This is a genomic window from Streptosporangium nondiastaticum (assembly GCF_003011965.1).
Taxonomy (GTDB): domain Bacteria; phylum Actinomycetota; class Actinomycetes; order Streptomycetales; family Streptomycetaceae; genus Streptomyces; species Streptomyces nondiastaticus.
This window is the reverse complement of record NZ_PXWG01000001.1, coordinates 1-18390: the sequence shown is the minus strand read 5'-3', so window position 1 is coordinate 18390 and position 18390 is coordinate 1. Positions and strand designations below refer to the sequence as shown.

The window sequence follows — 18390 nt, the reverse complement described above, 5'->3', positions numbered from 1 at the left end:
GGACCGAGGCCGCCCGCCGCGCCGTTTCCGGCCGCAACGCAAGTACCGGATCGGGTGACCGACCACGCCCGGGTGAATCGCACACCGGCCGCCCGCCCGCCCGGCCGGCGACGGCGGGCCGATTGACGCGCACTCGATTTTTCGTACGAGAAAGCGCCCGCCCGGGGCCGTGACGACCCCGATCGGGGGTCGTTTTCCGAGCACCCGTCCGACCCCGATCGTCAACGAGGAGTTGCAGTGCATCACCGCAACGAACGTCGCTTGATCACCACGGAGGCGCCCTTGCCGTTCGAAACCCGCCCTCAGATCCTGCGCCGGGCCGTCCCGCGCACCGGCACCGCGAGCCGGACCACCACCACGGGAGGCCGGGCATGAAGGCCGAACACGGCAAAGCCGGAACCGCCCCGCAGGCGGCCGTTCCCGAGGCGGAGGAAGCCCGGGGCTCGCAGTCGGAGAACCTCCTCTTCGGCGGCCCCCTGCTGTACACCGCACGCTGGGCCCATCACAACGAGGCATTCTTCGCGATGTCCCTGTGGGCGATGGCGTTGCAGTTGCCCCGCCTGGTCGCGTTCACCGTGCGCCTCGCCTGGAGCGCCGACCGCCGCGCCCTGTGGACCGTCGGTGCCGGGGAACTGGTCCGCGGCATCAGCCAGGCCATCAGCCTGGTCGCCGTCAACAGCGTCCTGGCCACCGTCCTCGCCACGGGTTCGATCGGGCACCGCGTGCAGGCCGCGATCCCCGCCATGATCGGTGTCGCGGCCACCGGCGTCATCGGCGCCCTGGCGAACGCCGCCTCCACCTCCGGAACCGGCCGGCTGGAGCCGAAGGTCGAGCGCGTGGCCACCGAGACGTACCTCGCGCACGTGGCCCGGGTCGAGCTGGCGGCGATCGAGGATGCCGACTTCAACCGCCTCATGGACAGTGCCCAGTACGGGGCCGGGGCAGCCAGGCGCATGGTCAACATCTGCACCGGAGTCATCGGCTCCCTCGTGTCGTTCGTGGCGGCCGCCGGCGTCCTCACCGTCCTGCACCCGGTGCTGCTGCCCCTCCTCGTCCTGATGACCCTGCCCCGCTCCTGGGCTTCGCTCCGCAACGCCCGGGCACGATACGCGAGTTACCTGCGCTGGATGCAGCACTCACGGGCGGGGCGGCTCCTGGTCCAGTCGCTGATGCAGACCGGGCCGGCTCCCGAAGTCCGTGTCCACGGCGTGGGACCCTTCGTGCTGCACCACTTCCGGGGGATGTCGGAGACGTCCGAGGCCGAGCAGTCCCGCCTCGCGGCCGGCCGGGCCCGGGTACGCCTGACCGCCTCCGCCCTGACCGGCGTCGCAGCGGCCCTCGCCTACGCCTCCCTCGGCGCCCTCCTGGCCACCGGAGTGATGTCCCTGTCCATCGCGGGCACGGCCGTACTGGCCATCCGCAGCGGCGGACAGAGCCTGACGACCCTCGTCCTCCAGGTCAACAACCTGTACGAGGAGGCCTGCTACGTCCAAGACCTCGAACGCCTCCTCCAGGAAGCGGCACGACACGAGATCCCGGCCGGCGGCCTGCCCCTCCCCGACGAACTGTCCCTCATCCGCTTCGAGGACGTCACCTTCCACTACCCCGACGACGCAGGCGACACGGACGACACAGACGAACCGGAAGGCCTCGCCGCCAAGGAGAAGCGACCCGCGCTCAAGGACGTCACCCTCGACATCCCCGTAGGGAAGATCGTGGCGCTGGTCGGCGAGAACGGCTCGGGCAAGACCACCGTCTCCAAACTGCTCGCCGGCCTGTACCAGCCGGACGAAGGCCGCATCCTGTGGGACGGCACCGACGCCCGCGACCTGGACCGCTCACAGCTGTGGTCACGGATCGGCATGGTCGGCCAGGACTTCCACCGCTGGCCCTTCACCTGCCGCATGAACGTCGCCATCGGACGCACGGACCGCCCCCTCGACCAACAGGCCCTGGATGCCGCCGCGACGTACGCGGGAGCCGGGAAGCTGATCGCCGAGCTGCCCCGCGGATGGGACACCCTCCTGTCCAAGGGCTACAAGGGCGGGCACCAGCTCTCCGGCGGCCAGTGGCAACGTCTCGGCATCGCCCGGGCCCGCTACCGCGATGCCGGCATCCTCATCGTCGACGAGCCGACCTCCGCACTCGACGCGAAAGCGGAACTGGAAGTCTTCGACCGGATCCGCAAGCTCGCCGACAGCGGCCGGACCGTCGTGCTGATCACCCACCGCCTCGCCTCCGTCCGCCACGCCGACCTCATCCACGTCCTCGAAGAAGGCGAACTGCGGGAGTCGGGCACGTTCGAAGAGCTCCTGCACAAGTCGGCCGCGGGCGTCTTCCGCGAGCTGTACGAGATGCAGCGCGTCCAGTACCAGGACGCCGCCTTGCCCGGACAGCGGACAGCCGATGCGGCTGAGAGGAGCGACGCCCGGTGAGCAGCCCCCTGAACACCCGGCCCTCGGAAAGGGAGACTCCATGGACGACATCGCGGTGAACGGCCAGGCGTGGACGCTCTACGGTCGCCACCATCTGGACCGCGGCACCGTAGTCCCGGAGCCCGGTCGCCTGGATCGGGGTTTCTGGGGCTCGGGCCCCGGGGACGAGTTGCTGGGCGACGTCACCGGGCAGCGCATCCTCGACATCGGCTCCGGGACCGGCCGCCTTCCCGCCCACGCGCCCGGCTTCCGGGCAGAGAGCGGGGCTCTGCCGGGAGCGGGGCTTGCAGGTCTCGGCGCCGGATAGGGCGGTCGGCCCGTCAGCCACGACGCCGAACTCTGCAAAGAGAGGAGAGGAATCGGGCTCCGCAGTCTCCGGTCCGCATGAGGGCAGGCGAACGCTCTTACAGCGCGAGCTTGAACCCTTCATGGCTGCGTGCGAAGCCCAGTGCCGCGTAGAAGCGGTGCGCGTCCTCACGCTGCTTGTTGCTGGTCAGCTGGACCAGCGCGCAGCCACGCGAGCGTGCCCTCGTGACCGCGTGCGCCATCAAGGTCCGGCCGAGCCCATCCCCACGCCGGTCTGCACGGATCCGCACCGCCTCGATGAGGGCGCGCTCGGCGCCACCCTTGCCAAGTCCAGGGATGTACGTCACCTGCAGGCACCCCACCACGATGCCGCCGTCCTCCACCAGGACCAGCATCTCGTTGCGCGGGTCCGTGTCGATCGCCGCGAAGGCGCGCTCATACGCCTCCGTCACCACGACGGTGGCCGGGTCGACCACCTGGTCCTCGTCGGCGAGCAGGGCCAGTACGGTAGGCAGGTCGGCACGGGTCGCGGGACGCAAGGTATGAGCGGGCAGGGGCTCGGTGACAGCAGACATGGCGCAGACTCTAACCGGCCTCTCACGGGCGGACTTCAGCCCCCGGGGAGCCTTCCAGGCCCAGGTGCAACCAAAACAACGAGCCCCGCGACCAATCCTGAGCGCTGGGGTGAACAAGGAGACAAGATGGGGCTCGTACTGTTCCCCGGAGACGATGACGTGACCAGCCCGGACATTTCGTGGTCCTACAGCGGCTTCAACATATTCAGGGAGTGGCTGGCCCAGGCCGAGGGATTCACCCTCTCTGACATGCACGGCTTTGGCGGAGACCGCTCGTGGAGCAGCGTCTCCACCACCCTGGAACCGCTGCTCCACCATCCGGACGACGACGGCCCGGACCTCACGCCCGCTGAGTGCGCGGCCATGCTGCCCCGTTTGGAAGCGGTCCTCGGCCAACAGCAACACGATGGCAGCGACCCGGTTCTCCAACGGCGCATCGATGACCTCCGCCAGTTGGCCACCGTCATGAGGTTCTGCCTGGACAAGGACGTCGAGCTCGTTTTCGGCTGACCACCCTTGAGCGCGCCCGCAGCATCGCCCCCCCGGGTCAGAAAACGACCACCACGCAATGCATGTGGCTCAGCCCGTGCCCGGTGCGGGGCTATCGGGGGATCGGGGTGGCGCCGGTCGCAGTGACGGACAGTTCCCACAGCCGTGCGGCCGCGTCGGGGTCGATGGCGTAGGCGCGGACGCCGCCGTCGTCCATGGGAGTGCCGGGGGCGGAGACGGGCGCGACGTCGCAGTCTTCGAGGTAGAGGCCGCCCCGGTCGTGGAGGAGCGGGGACGTGGCTGCCCACAGGCCGGTGGCGGCGCCCTGGGAGGGCGTCTTGAAGCCGGCGCCGATCACGTTGCCGTGCGCGTCCACCCATCCGCGTTCCATCTGTTCGTGGAGCGTCATCTCCCGCTGAAGGCCGGTGATGATCTTGCCGGGGTGGAGGGCGAACGCCCGGACGCCGTCGTCGCGTCCGAGGGCGTCGAGCTGCACGGCGAAGAGGGCGTTGGCGGTCTTGGCCTGGCCGTAGGCCAGCCACCTGTCGTAGCCGGTGCGGAAGTGGGGGTCGTGCCAGCGGATGCCGGTCAGGGTGTGTCCCGCGGAGCTGTTGACGACGACGCGCGCGCCGTTGGCCGCGGCGAGGAGCGGGTAGAGCTCGCACGCGAGGGTGAAGTGTCCGAAGTGATTGGCGGCGAGCTGGCTCTCCCAGCCGGGTCCGACACGCCGCTCCGGTGTGGCCATGACGCCGGCGACGGCCATGAGCAGGTCGAGCCTGCTGAGGGAGTCGCTGATCCGTACGGCGGCGGCGCGCACGCTTCCGGGGTCCGCCAGATCCATGGGGATGATGTCGCAGCCTTCCACATCCGCGAGCGCAGTACGGGCGATGCCGGGCCGGCGTGCCGGGACGACGACCCGGGCCCCGGCGGCCGCCAGCGCCCGGGTGGTTTCCAGGCCGAGCCCGGAGTAGCCCCCGGTCACGACGGCGCTCGTGCTGGAGAGGTCGAGGCCGGCCATGACGTCGGTGGCGGTGCTGGCGGCGGAGAAGGGCGAGCCGAGCGGCTGCTGGTCAGTGCTGGTCATGCCGGCGACGTTACGATCTAGAGCGAGGTCTAGATCAAGTCCTAGACTGGGCGGCATGACCCCGACCACCGCCGGTATGGCCTCGACCACCGCCGGCATGACGACCACCAAGCCCTCTGCGGAGCCACTGAGCATCGGCGACGTGGCCGAGCAGACCGGACTCAGCGTGCACGCCCTGCGCTTCTACGAGCGCCAGGGCCTGCTGGCCGGACCGGTCCAGCGCACGTCCGGCGGCCGGAGGCGGTACACCGCGTTCGACGTCGAGTGGCTTCAGATCTGCGTCAAGCTGCGTGAGTCCGGCATGCCCCTGGCCGACCTCAAGCAGTTCGCCGAGCTGGTGCGGCGCGGTCCGGGCAATGAGGCGGAACGCCTGCAGCTCCTCGACACCCACCGGCAGCGCGTCGACGCGCAGATCCGGGCACTGGAGGAGTGCCGTTCCGTCATCACCTGGAAGGTCGGCGTCTACGCCGAACACCTCGCCCGCGGCGAAGCCGGCGGCCTCTGGGACCCGACGGCCTGACCCGACGGCCTGAAACGACGACGGACTTCGCTCTCGCAGCCGCAACCACGGGCGTGTTCACCTCACTGGTGGCACCGACGCCGATGCCGTCCGGTCATGCGGCCGCCGTGAGGATCGAGGCGATCACCGAGGACGCGGGAGGGCCGTCGAGGAGGCGGCGCAGTTCCGCCACTCCCCCGCGCCGTTGTTCCGGCGTGAGGAAGAGGTACTGCTCGAGGCGTTCGTTCAAGGCGCTGCGGAAGCGCGCGTAGAGGTCGTCGTCCTTGAGGATCCGGCCTGCGATGCTCACCAGGGCCGCGGTGCCGGCGTAGTCGTCCTCGGGCAGCGCGTGGCCGGGCAGGACGTCGGCGAACCGGGCGGCCAGGCGCCCGAAGAGGGTGTCCGCGAGGTTCCGGATGGTGTAAGTGTGCGCGTAGTGCTGCTCGTGGAGCCCCAAGGGCAGACGCCCCAGGAGGGTGGCTTCGTTCAGCACCGACAGGCCCGGCGCGATGAGGCTGTGCGGAGTTCTCGCCACCTGCGGCAGCAGTGCGCGCTGGGGCAGGAACCGGCGGTCGATCCGTCGTCCGGACATCCGGTGGGTGCCGCCGCGGTGTCCGGCGTACGCGCCGCCGCAGATCAGGACGCGCCTGAACCGTGGCCAGTCGGCGAGGAGGTCCGGGATCCAGCGGTCGATGAGCTGCAGGTAGTCGTTGTTCGCCTCGAAGTCCAGGAGGAAGTTCTTGAAACCGCCGGTGTTGATCAGCAGGTCGTAGTCCGGCCCGCCGACGGAGGGTTCGTCTCCTCTCGCCTCCCGCAGTCCCTCCAGGTCGACGAGCGGACCGGACAGATGCATCGCACCGCCCGCACCGGCGCCGGTGAACTCGGCCATGCGCCGTGAAACGCCGGGGAAGTTCTGGACCACATTGTGGTCGGCCAGCAGGTGGGCGGCGAGGATGCGTTCGTGCGGCGAGAGGCCGGCCAGGTGGTGGCGTACGGCCGTGAAAGAGGTACGGGGAAGGGTCGCGCACAGCTCGTGGATCCGCCCCGGGGAGTGACGGTGGTGCTGCCAGAAGCCGAACAGACAGTCCACCAGGACCACCGGCCGCGCCGCCGCAACGGAGCGCAGGACGAGGTCGGCGTCCATCACGGAGACGACCTGGTCGCTGTTCTCCAGCAGCCGGTCGAGGAGCGCGGCTCCGTTTCCGTACGGATCGGTGAGTTCGTGGACGCCGTCGAAGGCGGTGGCGTTGCGGCGGGCGAACTCCGCCGCGATCCCGTCTCCTACGAACACCCGCTCGTGTCCTGGGAGCAGCCGGGAGACGGCGACGAGTACGGAGGCCGGGCCGAAGCCGCAGTTCTGGGCGCCCATCAGGATGCGCATGACGCTTCAGCCGAGAGCAGGTTGCGCGCCGGCCAGGACTGCCGCGAGCTGCGCGGCGAAGGGGGCGGGCTGCGTGGCGTAGCCTGCGTGCCCGCCGGGGAACTCCGTCACTTCCCGGCCGAGCTGTTGCGCGAGGACCGTCACCGGCCGGTGCACGTCGTGGGTGCGCGATCCCTCGCCCCCGGCCGGGACGACCCGGTCCGCCACGACCGCCAGGGCGGTGACGTCGGGCACGCAGCGGGTGGACGGCAGCAGCACGTGGGAGAGGAAGTACACACTGTTGTCGGCTGCTTCGGGGAGCGGTGGGGAGGGTCTGCCGCTGAAGATGACCCGGAGCCTGTCCAGAGCTGCCGGGACGCCTTCTCTGCGGAACGTCGCGTACACCTCCTCGAAGAACACAGCGTGCCGTGCCGCGTCCGGCAACAGCCCCATGGCAGGTGGCTCGTGGACGACCACCAGCCGGACCCTCTGCGGATCACGGACCAAGAGCTCCAGGGCGATCAGGCCCCCTGCGCAACTGCCGAACACCCGCACCGTTGCCTCGCCGGCCGTTGCCTCGCCGGCCCGGGTGAGGTGAGCGAGCAGACGGGCGGCGTCGTCGGCCTGGGTGCCGAGCCACGGTTCGGCCGGCGGCCCGTTGAGGGTGCTGCGAGAGATACCGCGTGGGTCGTACGTGACGACGCGGTGGCAGGGTGCGAGCTCGTCGGCCAGATCCCGGAAGACCTCGGCGTCGGAGGCGCCGCCCGGAATGAGCAGCAGCAGCGGTCCGGTGCCGCGTACTTCGAAGTAAAGCCTTGCGCCCGGCACGGCCAGTGTGCCGCTCTCCACCGTGTTCATTTCTCCTTCTCTCCAGCTCCCTCCGGCGCGGGCCCTGGGGATGCCGAAGGGCGGCACGAGACTACGCCTGGCACGGCCGGCGCGGGTAGGCGTGCGGCCCGGGGCGCACGCGGGGCCCGCGGACCGGGGCACCGCTCGTCGCTCCGGCGCGCCTGTCTGCGGGCTGTAGGGCTGGGGCATCGATTGCCCCATGGTGCTCAGTGTGAGGAGAGCCGCGGTGGCGGTCGGCGGGAAGCGGCTGCGGGCGGTCGCCCTGGCGGCCACCGTACTGTTCGGCGTGGCCGCCCCGGCTCCGGCATCCGCCGACCCCCGGGATCCCGGCCTGTTGCAGTGCCAGGGCACCGAATCCGTCAGCTACCAACCGGGGATCATCCTCCGGGCCCGCCCCATCCACATCACGGTCGACGGGCGCTTCGCCTCCTGCGCCGGTGGTGACGGCACGGTGAAGAGCGGTGGGTACCACGAGGAGATCACGCTGGTCACGGGATGCAACAACCTTCTGGAAGGGTTCCGGTCCCGCCGGACCTACACCTGGAACACCGATCGGAGCACCGATGACGCCGGCCCACGGCACAGCAGTGACTCCAGCACTGCCGACATCAGTGGCAGCAGCACAGCGGTAGTGGGCCAGGTGGTCACCCCGGTCACCGGCACGGTCACCGACGGCCGCTTCCAGGGCCACAGCCTGCTCCAGGTCATCCCCCTGCCCCAGCCGAGCGCCTTGCAGTGCCTTGGCGACGGTCTCACCGGCACCACCGGAGTGACGACCCTGACGATCCTTTAGCGGCAACCGCTAACGCGATTCCTTGCGCATCAAGGCATCCTTGGGAGACATTCAGCGGACGTGCGTGGTGGGTGCCGGGGTCAGTTTGGCTCCGTTGAGCCGTGTTTCCCCGGGAAGGTCCCACCACAGCTCCCCGCCGGGCAGCAGGTAGGGAACCAGCCCGTAGACATCACCGCCGAATTCCAGCGCGTCGGCGACCTCACACAGATACGCCGCCAACGACGGCCATCCATCGCGGAGGCAGCCGGTTCCGTCGTGGGCGGTCGTCCCCAGCCGACCCCAGTGGGCACCGTCTCGCACGTCGATGACCTGAGCGTCCCCGTCACTGGCCGCCCACGGAATCCAGTCCCGGTGCCACCACGGTTCGTCCTCGCCCTCGTCCTCGTTCGCTTCGCGCAGGTCCCGGTCCGAACCCGCGATGCTCTCGTTCAGGCTCCAGAACTCGGCGATCCGCTTGACCGACAGCGGCGACTGGACCGGGAGGATCGTCTTCGAGCTCGTGACTCCGTCGTGGCAGGCAAGGGAGTCCAGCAGGTCGGAAGGAAACCGCACTCCCATCTCCGTCTGTGCCGCCTCGATGCCGTCCAGGTCGGCGGGGCCGGCCAGCACGGCGAACGTTGCCGGTGCCTGAGCACGCAGCCAGGCGTCGATGCGGGCCCAAGAGGACCGTACAGAGGTATCCGAGGACGACATGGACGCGATTCTGCTATACGGCATTGACAAAAGGCAGGCCGGTCCGGCCGGGGAAGGCGCCGGAAAGGCCGCCGGCCGGGGTTCCGGCCGACGGCTTGAGGGGGGTATGGAGCGCGGGCCGCTACGGATCCGGCCCGGCGGTTCTGCTGCTTGAACAATCTGCTACTTGAACAAGCGGTCGCTGCTGGTGGCCATGCGGTGGGTGGCCCCGTGGCGGTTCACCCAGTCACGGACGAGTTTGACGGCGTTGGCGCACTGCCAGCTGTTGTCGTACTCGCGCACTCCGGTGAAGGCGCCGTAGCCGGCGATGATGCCGTCCACGCGCGCGTCGCCCAGGAGTTTGTCGACGTACCACGGGTCGTTGTAGGTGGTCGTCCAGGACAGCGTGGCGGCGAGCCGTCCGGCGGCGCGGTCCGCGGCGCCCTTCTTCAGTTCCGCGCACGTGTTGTAGCCGGCCTCCGTGCAGTTGCCGAATCCCTTGGTGATGTCGCTGTCGCCGTAGTCCATCGCCCGGCGACCGTTCGGGAATCCGGAACCGGACCGGTTGAAGGCGCCCAGCACCTGATCGCGGGTCCCGGTCGTCGTGATGCCCTCCAGTTTGCCGAGCTTGCCTTCCAGGCTCTTCCAGCCCCTGCCGCCGACGTCCGGAGTGCTGCCGCCGTGGTACTCGTAGAAACCGTAGAGCACTTGGATTCCGGCGGCCGTCAGCCGCTGCGCCTTGTCGCGCAGTCCGGCGACGCTGCACGTACGGTTCGGCGCTTCTCCGCAGTAGTTCGGGTCCTTGATGTCCAGCCAGACCAGCGACAGCCGGCGCCCCGCCCCGGCGTTGGAGAGAATGCGGTCGATCATGCTGTCGAAGCTGGGGCCCAGCCGGTTCTCACCGGCCGAGGAGCAGTCGTGGTAGGCGCGCCATTCGTTCGGGTTCCACCAGGCACAGACGTCGATCTCGATGGCGTTGGCGCCGTGGTTGAGCGCGGCGTCGACGCCGTCGAGGGTGTCGACCCGGTGCGCTATCGCGTAGATCGCCTGACGCTGATCGGCCGCGGCCGCCGGGGTCGTACTGAGCGCGGTGACCCCGATGATCCCGCACAGTGCCGCTAACAGCGCCAGTGCCCTCCGCGGGCCGGCACCACGTCGAAGATGAGTGATCAAGACAGTTACTCCTTCGTGTCGCTGTCCTGAAGCGGAATGCCGATCTCATCAACTACGCCTTGACATATGATAAATGGGTGATGAATGTAATCCGGGCAGGGATGCACTTAGCGCAAGGCGACCGGCGTAGGCGAACTCCGTGACGCCCCGCCCGACCCCACCGTCAGGGAGCCCCGTGCTGGAACGCGCGGCGGTACGTCGTAGGCGGAATGCCGACGGCGTCACGGAACCGGGCACGCATGTTGGCACCGCTGCCGAGGCCGCACCGGGTGGCGATCTGTTCCACCTGGAGGTCGGTGGTCTCCAGGAGTTCTCGCGCGCGGTTGATGCGGGCGGTCAGGAGCCATTGGTGCGGGCTGACGCCGGTCTCCTGGCGCCATAGACGGGTCAGGGTGCGTGGCGAGACGCCGGCGTGGCCGGCGAGCTCGGGGATGGTGAGGTCCCCTTCGAGGCCGCGCAGGGCCCACTCCCGGGTGCCGGCGAGCGTGGTGGCCCTGGGGGCGGGGAGGCTCCTCGTGATGTATTGGGCCTGTCCGCCGGCACGGTGCGGGGAAGCGACGATTTCCCTGGCGATGTCGTTCGCGACGGCTGCGCCGAGGTCTTTACGGACCAGGTGCAGACACAGGTCGATGCCGGCGGTGACGCCCGCGGACGTCAGGATGGTGTCGTTGTCGATGTAGAGGACGTTCCGGTCGACGCGCAGCAGAGGGTAGAGCTCTTCGAGGTCATCCGCGCTGGCCCAGTGGGTGGTGACGGTGCGGCCGTCGAGCAGCCCGGCCGCGGCGACGGCGAAAGCGCCCGTGCAGATCGAGGCGATGCGGATCCCGGCGCGGCCGGCGAGCTTGAGAGCGGCCCTCACCCGTGGGTGCGGGGGCCGCCGGTAGTCCTCGAAGCCCGGGACGATGACCGTGTCCGCTTCGGCGAGCGCTTCGAGTCCCGCCGTCAGCCCGAGGGTGAATCCGGCGCTGGTGGTCACGGCCCCCTCGGTGTCTCCGCACACGGTGAGCTCGTAAGGGGTGTTCGGACGGGCGTTGAAGATCTGGGTGGGGATTCCCAGATCTATGGGCAGCACGCCGTCCACCGCCAGAACCGCGACGCGGTGCTTGTTCATGGCCGCAATGTTATGGCCGACACTCATTCGCCGGGAGGGCCGGTACCTGCCCTGTCCGTCGGTGCCTTGGGTGGACCTCGACAAATCCCCTGCTCAGGCCGCGGTTTGTGCGGCCGGAGCAGGGCGGTCCATCCACACCAACCTTGGCCCGAAAAATGCGCACGCCGGCAGATGAGCCGTGTCCTGAAAGGACGGGTCTGGAGAAGAATCGGATCCCGAGCGCGGGGACAACCAGCTCCACACATCGGTGGAGCGGTCCGGGCCCCGGCCGTGGACGAGGAACTGACGATGACTTCGCAACATGTGGTGGGCCGCTTCATCGACGTGCAGGGTGGCCGGGTGTACGCCCACGTCCGCGAGGGTGACGGCCCGGCGCTGATCTTCCTGCACTACTGGGGAGGCTCACGGCGCACCTGGGTCCCGGTGCTGGAGCGGCTGGCCCCCGGGCAGGGCTTCGTGGCCTACGACCAGCGCGGATGGGGCGACTCCGCGGGCGTGCCGGGACCTCATGACCTGGAGCAGCTCGCGGACGACGCGCAGCGGGTCATCGACGCGCTCGGATGCTCCCGCCATGTGCTCGTCGGACATTCCATGGGCGGCAAGGTGGCTCAGATGCTGGCCGCGCGCCGGCCCGAGGGCCTGGCCGGAGTCGTCCTCGTGGCACCCGCGCCGCCCGCGCCGGCCGGGGTGACCGAGCAGGTGCAGGAGGCGGTTTCCCACGCCTACGACAACGAAGAGGCGGTTCTTCGAAGCATCGACCTGATGCTGACCCACGGCGGGCTGTCTCCCGAGCTGCGCCGGCAGGTGGTCGAGGACAGTCTGCGCGGCGACGACCAGGCCCGCCTCGCGTGGCCGCGCCGGGGCCTGGTCCAGGACGTGTCGGCCGGCATCGGAGCCATCGACGTGCCGGTGCTGGTTCTCGCGGGCAGCCACGACAAGGTCGACCCGCCGGCCGTGCTCGCCGACCACCTGCTGCCGCTCATCCCGACCGCCTCGCTGACCGTCCTCGAGGACACCGGGCACCTCTCGCCCCTTGAGGTGCCCGACCAGGTGGCAACGCACATCGGCGCGTTCGTCGCCCGGTTGTAGGCGGCGTCCTCACGGTTCTCCCGCCGCGCGTCCGCCCCGCCCCACGCCTCTTGAGGAGTTGCCTCCATGTCCCCCACCAAGGTCATCGCCCTTCCCGTGCTCGGCCGGCACGCCGTCAACGCCTACCTGCTGCTGGGCAGGCACCCGATCATCGTCGACGCCGGAACACCCGGCAGCGGTCGGCTGATTCACCGTCAAGTCGCCGCGCACGGCGTGGACCCCACGGACGTCCGACTGATCGTCATCACCCACGGGCACATCGACCACTTCGGCTCCGCCGCAGAACTCAGCCGGCTGACCGGCGCACCGATAGCCGCCCACATCGCCGACCTCGGCGCCTACCGAGCGGGCCGGGCCGGTCAGCCGTACCTGCCCACAGGACTGTTCGGACGGTTCTTCGCCCGCACCTCGAAGGCCCGCGAAACCGCCGAGCCGTTCGAACCGGACGTACTCATCCGTGGCGAGACCCACCTGTCGGACTTCGGTGTCGCGGCCCGCATCATGCCCACTCCGGGCCACACCGCCGGCTCCGTCTCCGTCCTCACCGACAACGGCGACCTGGTGGCCGGGGACCTCGTGGCCACCCCGTTGCTGGGCTTCGTCAAGGGACGGCCCGCCAACCCGCCCTTCCACGACGACCGGCTCGGCAACCTGGCGAGCCTGCGCGAGATGCCGGCCCTCGGCCCCACCAAGCTCCACGTCGGCCACGGCGCGCCCCTCGACCCCGGCCGCGTGGGCCGCTGGGCGGCCGCCGAGCAGCAACGGCTCGACCGCCTCGCGGCCCGGGGACGTCTGCGTACCAACGAAACGGCCGTGGCATGACTTCGGGTACGCGACGGCCGCCTCGCCGATGAGGTCCTTCTCGCCGATGAGGTCCGCCGCGCCGTGCCGTCCGCATGTGGGAACGTCCCGCATCCGCGCCTGCGGAAGGCCCAAGATGAGGTGAGCCGAGACGCGATGACGAGGAGCGTGCACACGGTGGACGTGGACCAGGAGAACGTGAGCGCCACGCTGACTGTCGCCGCGCCTGCCGCGAAGGTGTTCGCGGTGCTGGCGGACCCGACGACGCATTGCGCGATCGATGGCACCGGATGGGTTCAGAGAGCCGTCGACCGGGCGCCGCTGACCGAGGCGGGGCAGGTCTTCCGGATGGGCATGTATCACCCCGGCCATCCGAACGGTAACTACCAGGTGGCCAACCAGGTCCAGGTGATCGACCCCCCGCGCGCCATCAGCTGGCTGACGGGGGAGGAGAAGGACGACGGTCACCTGGAGTTCGGCGGCTGGTTCTGGCGTTACGACCTTGCGCCGCTCGGCCCGTCCGAGACCGAGGTCACGCTCACCTACGACTGGTCGGCGGTGCCGCAGTCCATCCGGGAGTACCTCCAGTTCCCGCCGTTCGGCCCGGAGCATCTCAGCAACTCGCTGCACCACCTGGCCGAGCTCGTCTCCGGAACGTGATAGCCGAACCGGCCGAAGTCGCCGATCGTCGCCGTCGTAGAGCGAGCCCATGCCCACACTGGGCCGAGTGCGAGCCTCGGGCCGCGACGGTCGACCCCGGCGAATATTCCGTGCCGTGCCGCCGGTGGACGTGCAGACTCGCTCCATGACGGACATGCGGGCATTCCGGGACGCGGTGGACAGCTGGGCAAATGGCGGCCCCGGCGACGCGGCGAGGGCACTGGCTGTGCAGCTGGGGGTACGGACAGCGGTGCTGCTGGAAGGGCCGAGCGACCTCGCGGCCGTCGAAGCCTTGGCCGCACGGCGGGGACGGGACCTTGCCGCCGAGGGCGTGTGCGTCGTGCCGATGGGCGGGGCGATGAGCGTCGGCCGCTACGCCGGCCTCCTCGGGCCGCCCGGCCTCGGCCTCCGCCTGACAGGGCTGTGCGACGAAGGCGAGCAGCGTTTCTACGCCCGTGGACTGAAGCGGGCAGGGGCACCGCACGGCGGCTTCTTCGTATGCGTGAGGGACCTGGAGGACGAGCTCATCCGCGCGCTGGGCACGGCAAGGGTCGAGGAGATCGTCCGGGCCGAAGACGACCTCCGTGCGTGGCAGACCTTCCTGCGTCAGCCCGCACAGCACGGCCGTGCCCGCCACCAGCAGTTGCGGCGCTTCCTCGGTACGAAGAAGGGCCGCAAGATCCGCTACGGCCGTCTCCTCGTAGATGCCCTCGACCTCGGCCTCGAACAAGTGCCGACCCCGCTCGACGATCTCCTCACGAGCCTCTGAGCGAAGGTCCGGCGCGGTGGCGACAGCAGCGGCGCGGTGGTCCTGCACGATCTCATCGATGGCCTTCAGTATCGCGTCCGTTCCGACGAGCAGCTCCCCGGCCGGCTGCGCGGCCCATCCGTTCCTGCCGCGAATCCTGACGGAACCCATACGGGGATGACCGATCATGCTTGCTCCGGGCCTGTTTAGGCTGACCGGGCATTGTTGATCTTTCTTGTGAAGTAGGTGCGCCTTATGAAGCCGGTCCGCGTTTCTGCCGTTGCCGTCGCAGCTGTCCTGGCCCCGGTCGTTCTGCTCTCCTCCCCGGCCATGGCCGACGGAGCCGCCGGACGCGGAACGGTCGCATCCGCCACCGCCTCCGCATCCCCGGCGGCGAAGGACTACTCGCACATGTCGATGGACGACCTGCGGGTCGAGGTCCTCTCTCTCATGGGCAAGAGCCCCGAGGGCTCCTCGATGCGGCTTTACGGCAACCGCGCCCTCAACAAGGGCACGGCCGAGGCCCTCATCGAGTTCCTGCAGGTGACCCAGTACACGGCGCAGGAGGAGGACGATCGCTTCGCCGTCCTGGCCATCCTGGGGAAGAACCCCGGCCGCTCGGTGAAGGAGGCCGCCAGCAAGGCCCTCGACGGCAACGCCGCGGGCCTGCGTTACTTCCTGGAGACAGGCCGGGAGAAGGCCCAGGAGCAGGACGATCGTTTCGCCATCCTCCGCCTGATGGCCCAGAACCCGAGCGAGAAGTTCCGCACGGCCGCCAGCAAGGCCCTCGACGGCGGTCCGGCGGCCGTGCGTCAGTTCCTCGAAGTCGGCCAGTACCAGGTCCACTGACCTGTCCGCTGACCGTGCTACCGGGGATAGGTTCACACGCCGCTCGGCGCCGCCGCCAGGTGTGCGACGAGCGCGTCCGCGACCGTCCCCGCCGCGTTCGGCGTGAGGTTGTGGCCCATTCCGGGGACCATCAGCAGCCGGGCCCCGGCGATCTCCTGGGCGATGAGCCGGCCGTGGCCGGGCTTGACCGGTTCGGCGGTCCCCTCGACGACAAGCGTGGGGGCGGTCACCCGGGCCAGGGCGCCCACCGGCTCGAACTCCGGGGCGGCCATCCCGGCGAGGCGGTGGTTGGTCGCGGTCCGGGGGTCGCGCATGCGGTCGTGGAGCCGCTCCTCCAGGCGGCGCTGGGCGTCCTCGTCGAAGTCGGCCGCGCCCTCCCGGCCGTGGAGGACGCGCGCCATTCCGACCTGGAAGTCGACGGCCTCGGCCCGGGTGGCGGGCGGCGGGCCGGCGGCGGCGTTCCGGAGGAAGGCGAGGAACTCCGGCTCCGGCTCGGGCAGGGCGCCCTCCGGCTGCGGTTCGCCCATGAGGGCCCGTATGAGCACCTGCCCCTCGCGGGCGCCCAGGGGCGAGGAGCCGATCACCGTGAGGCTGGCGACGGCGGCCGGGTGGTCGGCCGCGATCCACTGCGCGATCAGCCCGCCCGCCGAGTGGCCCACGAGGTGGGCCGAGGCGAGCCCCAGGGCGTCCATCAGCCCGAGCGCGTCGTCCTTCAGATCGGCCCAGGTGTACGGGTGCTCCTCGAAATCGCGGGCGGTCGAGCGGCCCACGTCCCGGTGGTCGTAGCGCACGACCCGGTACCCGGCCGCCGCGATCCGTCCCACGAACTCGTCGGGCCACAGCAGGCCTTGGGCCATCGAGCCGGCGATGAGCAGCACCGGCGGGTGCACGGGGTCGCCGAACTCCTCCGTCCACAGCTCGACGCCGTTGGCCTCGACCATGCGTCCTGTCACTGCCGTCTCCCACGCCTTCGATTCCGCCGGCATACCGTCCCCGTTCTCCGGTCCGTTCGTTTCCCGTCCGCTCGTGCCGCGAACGAGGACAACTCTGCCGGGTGGGATCACCGGTGCCATCCGTAGGACCACTGGTACTCCACCGGGGGAGCACCGGGCGTCACCGCAGCAGGTGGGCCAGCTCGGTCCGCGAGCTGATGCCGAGCTTGGATACACCTTGTACAGGTGGTACTCGACGGTGCGCGGGCTGAGGAAGAGACGGGCCGCGACATCCCGGTTGCTCACGCCCTCGGCGACGAGCCGGGCGATGCGCAGCTCTTGCGCGGTGAGCCCGTCGAGGGCCGCGGGGCCGTTCGGGCCGGCCGTCTCCCCGGCCGCTCGCAGCTCCCCCCGCGCACGGCGCTCCCACGGCAGCGCTCCCATGCGGTGGAACGCCTCCGCCGCTCGGCGCAGATGGGGCCGTGCCTCGCCGACGCGGCGGTCCCGGCGCAGCCGCTCGCCCAGGAGCAGCTCCGTGCGGGCCCGGTCGTACGCGGTGGCGTCCTGGTCACCGTCGGCGGCGAGGAGTTCGAGTGCCTTCCTGAACAGTCCGGGCGCCTCGGCGTCGTCGGCGACCAGGGCCCGGCAGCGGGCCACCAGTGCCCGCGCGCGGGGCGAGGCCGCTTCGGCGGACCACTGCCCGAGGAACTCCGCGGCGGTGCCGGCCGCCGCGCGGTCCCCGGCGGCGACGGCCGCCTCCACGCGGTCGGCGGCCGACCCCCAGACCACCATGTGGTGACCCGCGCCGGGTCCGGCGGACGCGAGGGCGGTGAGCCGTTCGTGGGCCTGGCCGAAGCGGCCGAGGCCCAGGTCCAGCAGGCCGAGCGCGTACGAGGCCACGCCGGCGCGCAGGCCCAGGCGGTGCGGGATGGCAATGGCCAGCGCCTCCTGGGCGCGGGCCCGGCACGCGTCCTCCTGCCCGAGCACGGCCGCGCAGACCGCGAGGTTGGCGAGGTGGGCGGCCACGGAGTTGTCGAGGCCGGTCTCCCGGGCGAGGGCCAGCCCCTCCTCGGACAGCGCGGCGCTGAGCGCGAAGCCGCTGTTCATGCGCTCGGCCGTGGCGGCGTGCTCCAGGACGACGGGCAGCGTCCCCACCATGCCGGAGACGCGGGCGACACGGCCGGCGCGGGCGCCGTAGCGGGCAGCAGCATCGCTCTCCCCGAGCAAGCTGGCGGCGGCCGCCGCCCACAGCAACCGCGCGGCGGGGCTCTCCAGGGCAGAGCCGGGGCCGGCGGGGACCGGGCGGGTGGAGCTGACGGAACCGTGGCCGTCGTACGCCGCGGCATCGCGGCCGGAGCCGTCATGAGCCGGACCGTCGTACGCGGTGGTGTCCTCGCCCGGCAGATCCGGGGGCTCCAGAAAGTCCGGAAGCTCCGGGAGCCCCGGAAGCTCCGGAAGATCTGGGAGAGCAGCCAAGGCCCTGCGCAGCAGGTGCGTGCCGCGGTCGGCGTCGCCGTCGTAGAGCGCGCCCATGCCCGTCAAGACGTCGCGCAGGAACGCGTCGCCCGTATCCTCCGGCACCCCCGGCGGAGCCGTCACCGTGGCCGCCCGGCGGCCGATGCGCACCGCGGCCCCGGTGTCGCCGACAAGCGAGGCGGCCTCGCCGGCGTCGGCGAGCAAGGCGAGCACGATCCGCCGGGTCGCGTGGGCTTGCTCCTCCGGACCGCCGCCCCCGGCCGCTTCCGCTGCCGACAGCAGCGTGCGCAGGGCCTCGGCGGCGTTGCCCGAGGACAGTTCGAACCTGGCGTCGAGCCGGGCGATCTCTGCTCGCAGCAGGGGCTCGCGGGCGAGTTCGCGGGCCGCGGCGAGGGCCGAGTGGGCCCGGCCCGGGCGGCCGCCGAGCCACGCGGCGGTGGCGGTGCCGGTCAGCCGGCGGGCGCGGACCGCAGGGTCGGGGGTCAGGGC

At 70.8% G+C, this 18390-nt stretch carries 18 protein-coding genes; 10 read left to right on the top strand and 8 right to left on the bottom strand.

The annotated features are described in order from the left end of the window. Positions 1–371: 371 nt before the first annotated feature. Positions 372–2435 (top strand): ABC transporter ATP-binding protein, encoded by a 2064-nt coding sequence (locus tag B7P34_RS00095; protein WP_106673665.1) that lies wholly within the window; start codon positions 372–374, stop codon positions 2433–2435. 40 nt (positions 2436–2475) lie between these two features. Next, positions 2476–2742 carry a hypothetical protein gene (locus tag B7P34_RS00090; protein WP_106673664.1) on the top strand — a complete coding sequence of 89 codons (267 nt, stop codon included), beginning with the start codon at positions 2476–2478 and terminating at the stop codon, positions 2740–2742. A 97-nt stretch (positions 2743–2839) separates the two neighbouring features. Here B7P34_RS00090 and B7P34_RS00085 read toward each other — a convergent pair whose 3' ends face one another. Continuing rightward, positions 2840–3316, bottom strand: a complete 477-nt coding sequence (locus tag B7P34_RS00085) for a GNAT family N-acetyltransferase (RefSeq protein ID WP_106673663.1) — start codon at positions 3314–3316, stop codon at positions 2840–2842. Between the two features lie 126 nt (positions 3317–3442). Here B7P34_RS00085 and B7P34_RS00080 point away from each other — a divergent pair, with 126 nt between their 5' ends. Then, complete coding sequence (locus tag B7P34_RS00080; RefSeq protein WP_106673662.1) at positions 3443–3826, top strand: hypothetical protein; 384 nt, start codon at positions 3443–3445, stop codon at positions 3824–3826. 91 nt (positions 3827–3917) lie between these two features. Here the strand turns inward: B7P34_RS00080 and B7P34_RS00075 are convergent, their stop codons facing one another. After that, positions 3918–4889, bottom strand: a complete 972-nt coding sequence (locus tag B7P34_RS00075; protein ID WP_106673661.1) for an SDR family NAD(P)-dependent oxidoreductase — start codon at positions 4887–4889, stop codon at positions 3918–3920. Positions 4890–4944: 55 nt separating this feature from the next. Between B7P34_RS00075 and B7P34_RS00070 the strand changes: the two genes are divergently transcribed. Continuing rightward, positions 4945–5409: a MerR family transcriptional regulator gene (locus tag B7P34_RS00070; RefSeq protein ID WP_223267324.1), complete on the top strand. Its 465-nt coding sequence runs from the start codon at positions 4945–4947 to the stop codon at positions 5407–5409. Between the two features lie 94 nt (positions 5410–5503). Here B7P34_RS00070 and B7P34_RS00065 read toward each other — a convergent pair whose 3' ends face one another. Beyond that, positions 5504–6769 carry a hypothetical protein gene (locus tag B7P34_RS00065; protein WP_106673660.1) on the bottom strand — a complete coding sequence of 422 codons (1266 nt, stop codon included), beginning with the start codon at positions 6767–6769 and terminating at the stop codon, positions 5504–5506. A 6-nt stretch (positions 6770–6775) separates the two neighbouring features. Further along, the gene (locus tag B7P34_RS00060; RefSeq protein WP_106673659.1) at positions 6776–7606 is read right to left on the bottom strand and encodes an alpha/beta fold hydrolase; all 831 of its coding nucleotides are present in this window, start codon (positions 7604–7606) and stop codon (positions 6776–6778) included. Between the two features lie 190 nt (positions 7607–7796). Here B7P34_RS00060 and B7P34_RS00055 point away from each other — a divergent pair, with 190 nt between their 5' ends. Then, positions 7797–8390 (top strand): hypothetical protein, encoded by a 594-nt coding sequence (locus B7P34_RS00055; protein ID WP_146166655.1) that lies wholly within the window; start codon positions 7797–7799, stop codon positions 8388–8390. A 51-nt stretch (positions 8391–8441) separates the two neighbouring features. Here B7P34_RS00055 and B7P34_RS00050 read toward each other — a convergent pair whose 3' ends face one another. The 3 genes from B7P34_RS00050 to B7P34_RS00040 form a co-directional block, all read right to left on the bottom strand. After that, a complete protein-coding gene (locus B7P34_RS00050) occupies positions 8442–9083 on the bottom strand; it encodes an SMI1/KNR4 family protein (RefSeq protein WP_223267323.1) in 642 nt (213 codons plus the stop codon). Positions 9084–9245: 162 nt separating this feature from the next. Continuing rightward, positions 9246–10235: a phospholipase gene (locus tag B7P34_RS00045; protein WP_106673656.1), complete on the bottom strand. Its 990-nt coding sequence runs from the start codon at positions 10233–10235 to the stop codon at positions 9246–9248. Between the two features lie 163 nt (positions 10236–10398). Continuing rightward, the gene (locus tag B7P34_RS00040) at positions 10399–11346 is read right to left on the bottom strand and encodes a GlxA family transcriptional regulator (protein ID WP_106673655.1); all 948 of its coding nucleotides are present in this window, start codon (positions 11344–11346) and stop codon (positions 10399–10401) included. A 288-nt stretch (positions 11347–11634) separates the two neighbouring features. Between B7P34_RS00040 and B7P34_RS00035 the strand changes: the two genes are divergently transcribed. The 5 genes from B7P34_RS00035 (at position 11635) to B7P34_RS00015 (ending at position 15493) form a co-directional block, all read left to right on the top strand. Beyond that, the gene (locus B7P34_RS00035; protein ID WP_106673929.1) at positions 11635–12435 is read left to right on the top strand and encodes an alpha/beta fold hydrolase; all 801 of its coding nucleotides are present in this window, start codon (positions 11635–11637) and stop codon (positions 12433–12435) included. Positions 12436–12501: 66 nt separating this feature from the next. Continuing rightward, positions 12502–13257, top strand: coding sequence for an MBL fold metallo-hydrolase (locus tag B7P34_RS00030; protein ID WP_106673654.1), 756 nt, complete (start codon positions 12502–12504; stop codon positions 13255–13257). 156 nt (positions 13258–13413) lie between these two features. Then, positions 13414–13896 (top strand): SRPBCC family protein, encoded by a 483-nt coding sequence (locus tag B7P34_RS00025; RefSeq protein ID WP_223267322.1) that lies wholly within the window; start codon positions 13414–13416, stop codon positions 13894–13896. A gap of 145 nt (positions 13897–14041) precedes the next feature. Further along, positions 14042–14665, top strand: a complete 624-nt coding sequence (locus B7P34_RS00020; protein ID WP_106673928.1) for a TOPRIM nucleotidyl transferase/hydrolase domain-containing protein — start codon at positions 14042–14044, stop codon at positions 14663–14665. Positions 14666–14899: 234 nt separating this feature from the next. After that, complete coding sequence (locus B7P34_RS00015) at positions 14900–15493, top strand: ALF repeat-containing protein (protein WP_106673652.1); 594 nt, start codon at positions 14900–14902, stop codon at positions 15491–15493. Between the two features lie 32 nt (positions 15494–15525). Here B7P34_RS00015 and B7P34_RS39220 read toward each other — a convergent pair. Further along, positions 15526–18390 (bottom strand): alpha/beta fold hydrolase (locus B7P34_RS39220; RefSeq protein WP_286157429.1); only part of this gene is annotated, 2865 nt, incomplete at its 5' end.

Bases quoted from the DNA above. Each gene is read 5' to 3' on its own strand.
- B7P34_RS00095 (WP_106673665.1), top strand. From the start codon at position 372: ATGAAGGCCGAACACGGCAAAGCCGGAACCGCCCCGCAGGCGGCCGTT.
- B7P34_RS00090 (WP_106673664.1), top strand. From the start codon at position 2,476: ATGGACGACATCGCGGTGAACGGCCAGGCGTGGACGCTCTACGGTCGC.
- B7P34_RS00085 (WP_106673663.1), bottom strand. From the start codon at position 3,316: ATGTCTGCTGTCACCGAGCCCCTGCCCGCTCATACCTTGCGTCCCGCG.
- B7P34_RS00080 (WP_106673662.1), top strand. From the start codon at position 3,443: ATGGGGCTCGTACTGTTCCCCGGAGACGATGACGTGACCAGCCCGGAC.
- B7P34_RS00075 (WP_106673661.1), bottom strand. From the start codon at position 4,889: ATGACCAGCACTGACCAGCAGCCGCTCGGCTCGCCCTTCTCCGCCGCC.
- B7P34_RS00070 (WP_223267324.1), top strand. From the start codon at position 4,945: ATGACCCCGACCACCGCCGGTATGGCCTCGACCACCGCCGGCATGACG.
- B7P34_RS00065 (WP_106673660.1), bottom strand. From the start codon at position 6,769: ATGCGCATCCTGATGGGCGCCCAGAACTGCGGCTTCGGCCCGGCCTCC.
- B7P34_RS00060 (WP_106673659.1), bottom strand. From the start codon at position 7,606: ATGAACACGGTGGAGAGCGGCACACTGGCCGTGCCGGGCGCAAGGCTT.
- B7P34_RS00055 (WP_146166655.1), top strand. From the start codon at position 7,797: ATGGTGCTCAGTGTGAGGAGAGCCGCGGTGGCGGTCGGCGGGAAGCGG.
- B7P34_RS00050 (WP_223267323.1), bottom strand. From the start codon at position 9,083: ATGTCGTCCTCGGATACCTCTGTACGGTCCTCTTGGGCCCGCATCGAC.
- B7P34_RS00040 (WP_106673655.1), bottom strand. From the start codon at position 11,346: ATGAACAAGCACCGCGTCGCGGTTCTGGCGGTGGACGGCGTGCTGCCC.
- B7P34_RS00035 (WP_106673929.1), top strand. From the start codon at position 11,635: ATGACTTCGCAACATGTGGTGGGCCGCTTCATCGACGTGCAGGGTGGC.
- B7P34_RS00030 (WP_106673654.1), top strand. From the start codon at position 12,502: ATGTCCCCCACCAAGGTCATCGCCCTTCCCGTGCTCGGCCGGCACGCC.
- B7P34_RS00020 (WP_106673928.1), top strand. From the start codon at position 14,042: ATGACGGACATGCGGGCATTCCGGGACGCGGTGGACAGCTGGGCAAAT.
- B7P34_RS00015 (WP_106673652.1), top strand. From the start codon at position 14,900: ATGAAGCCGGTCCGCGTTTCTGCCGTTGCCGTCGCAGCTGTCCTGGCC.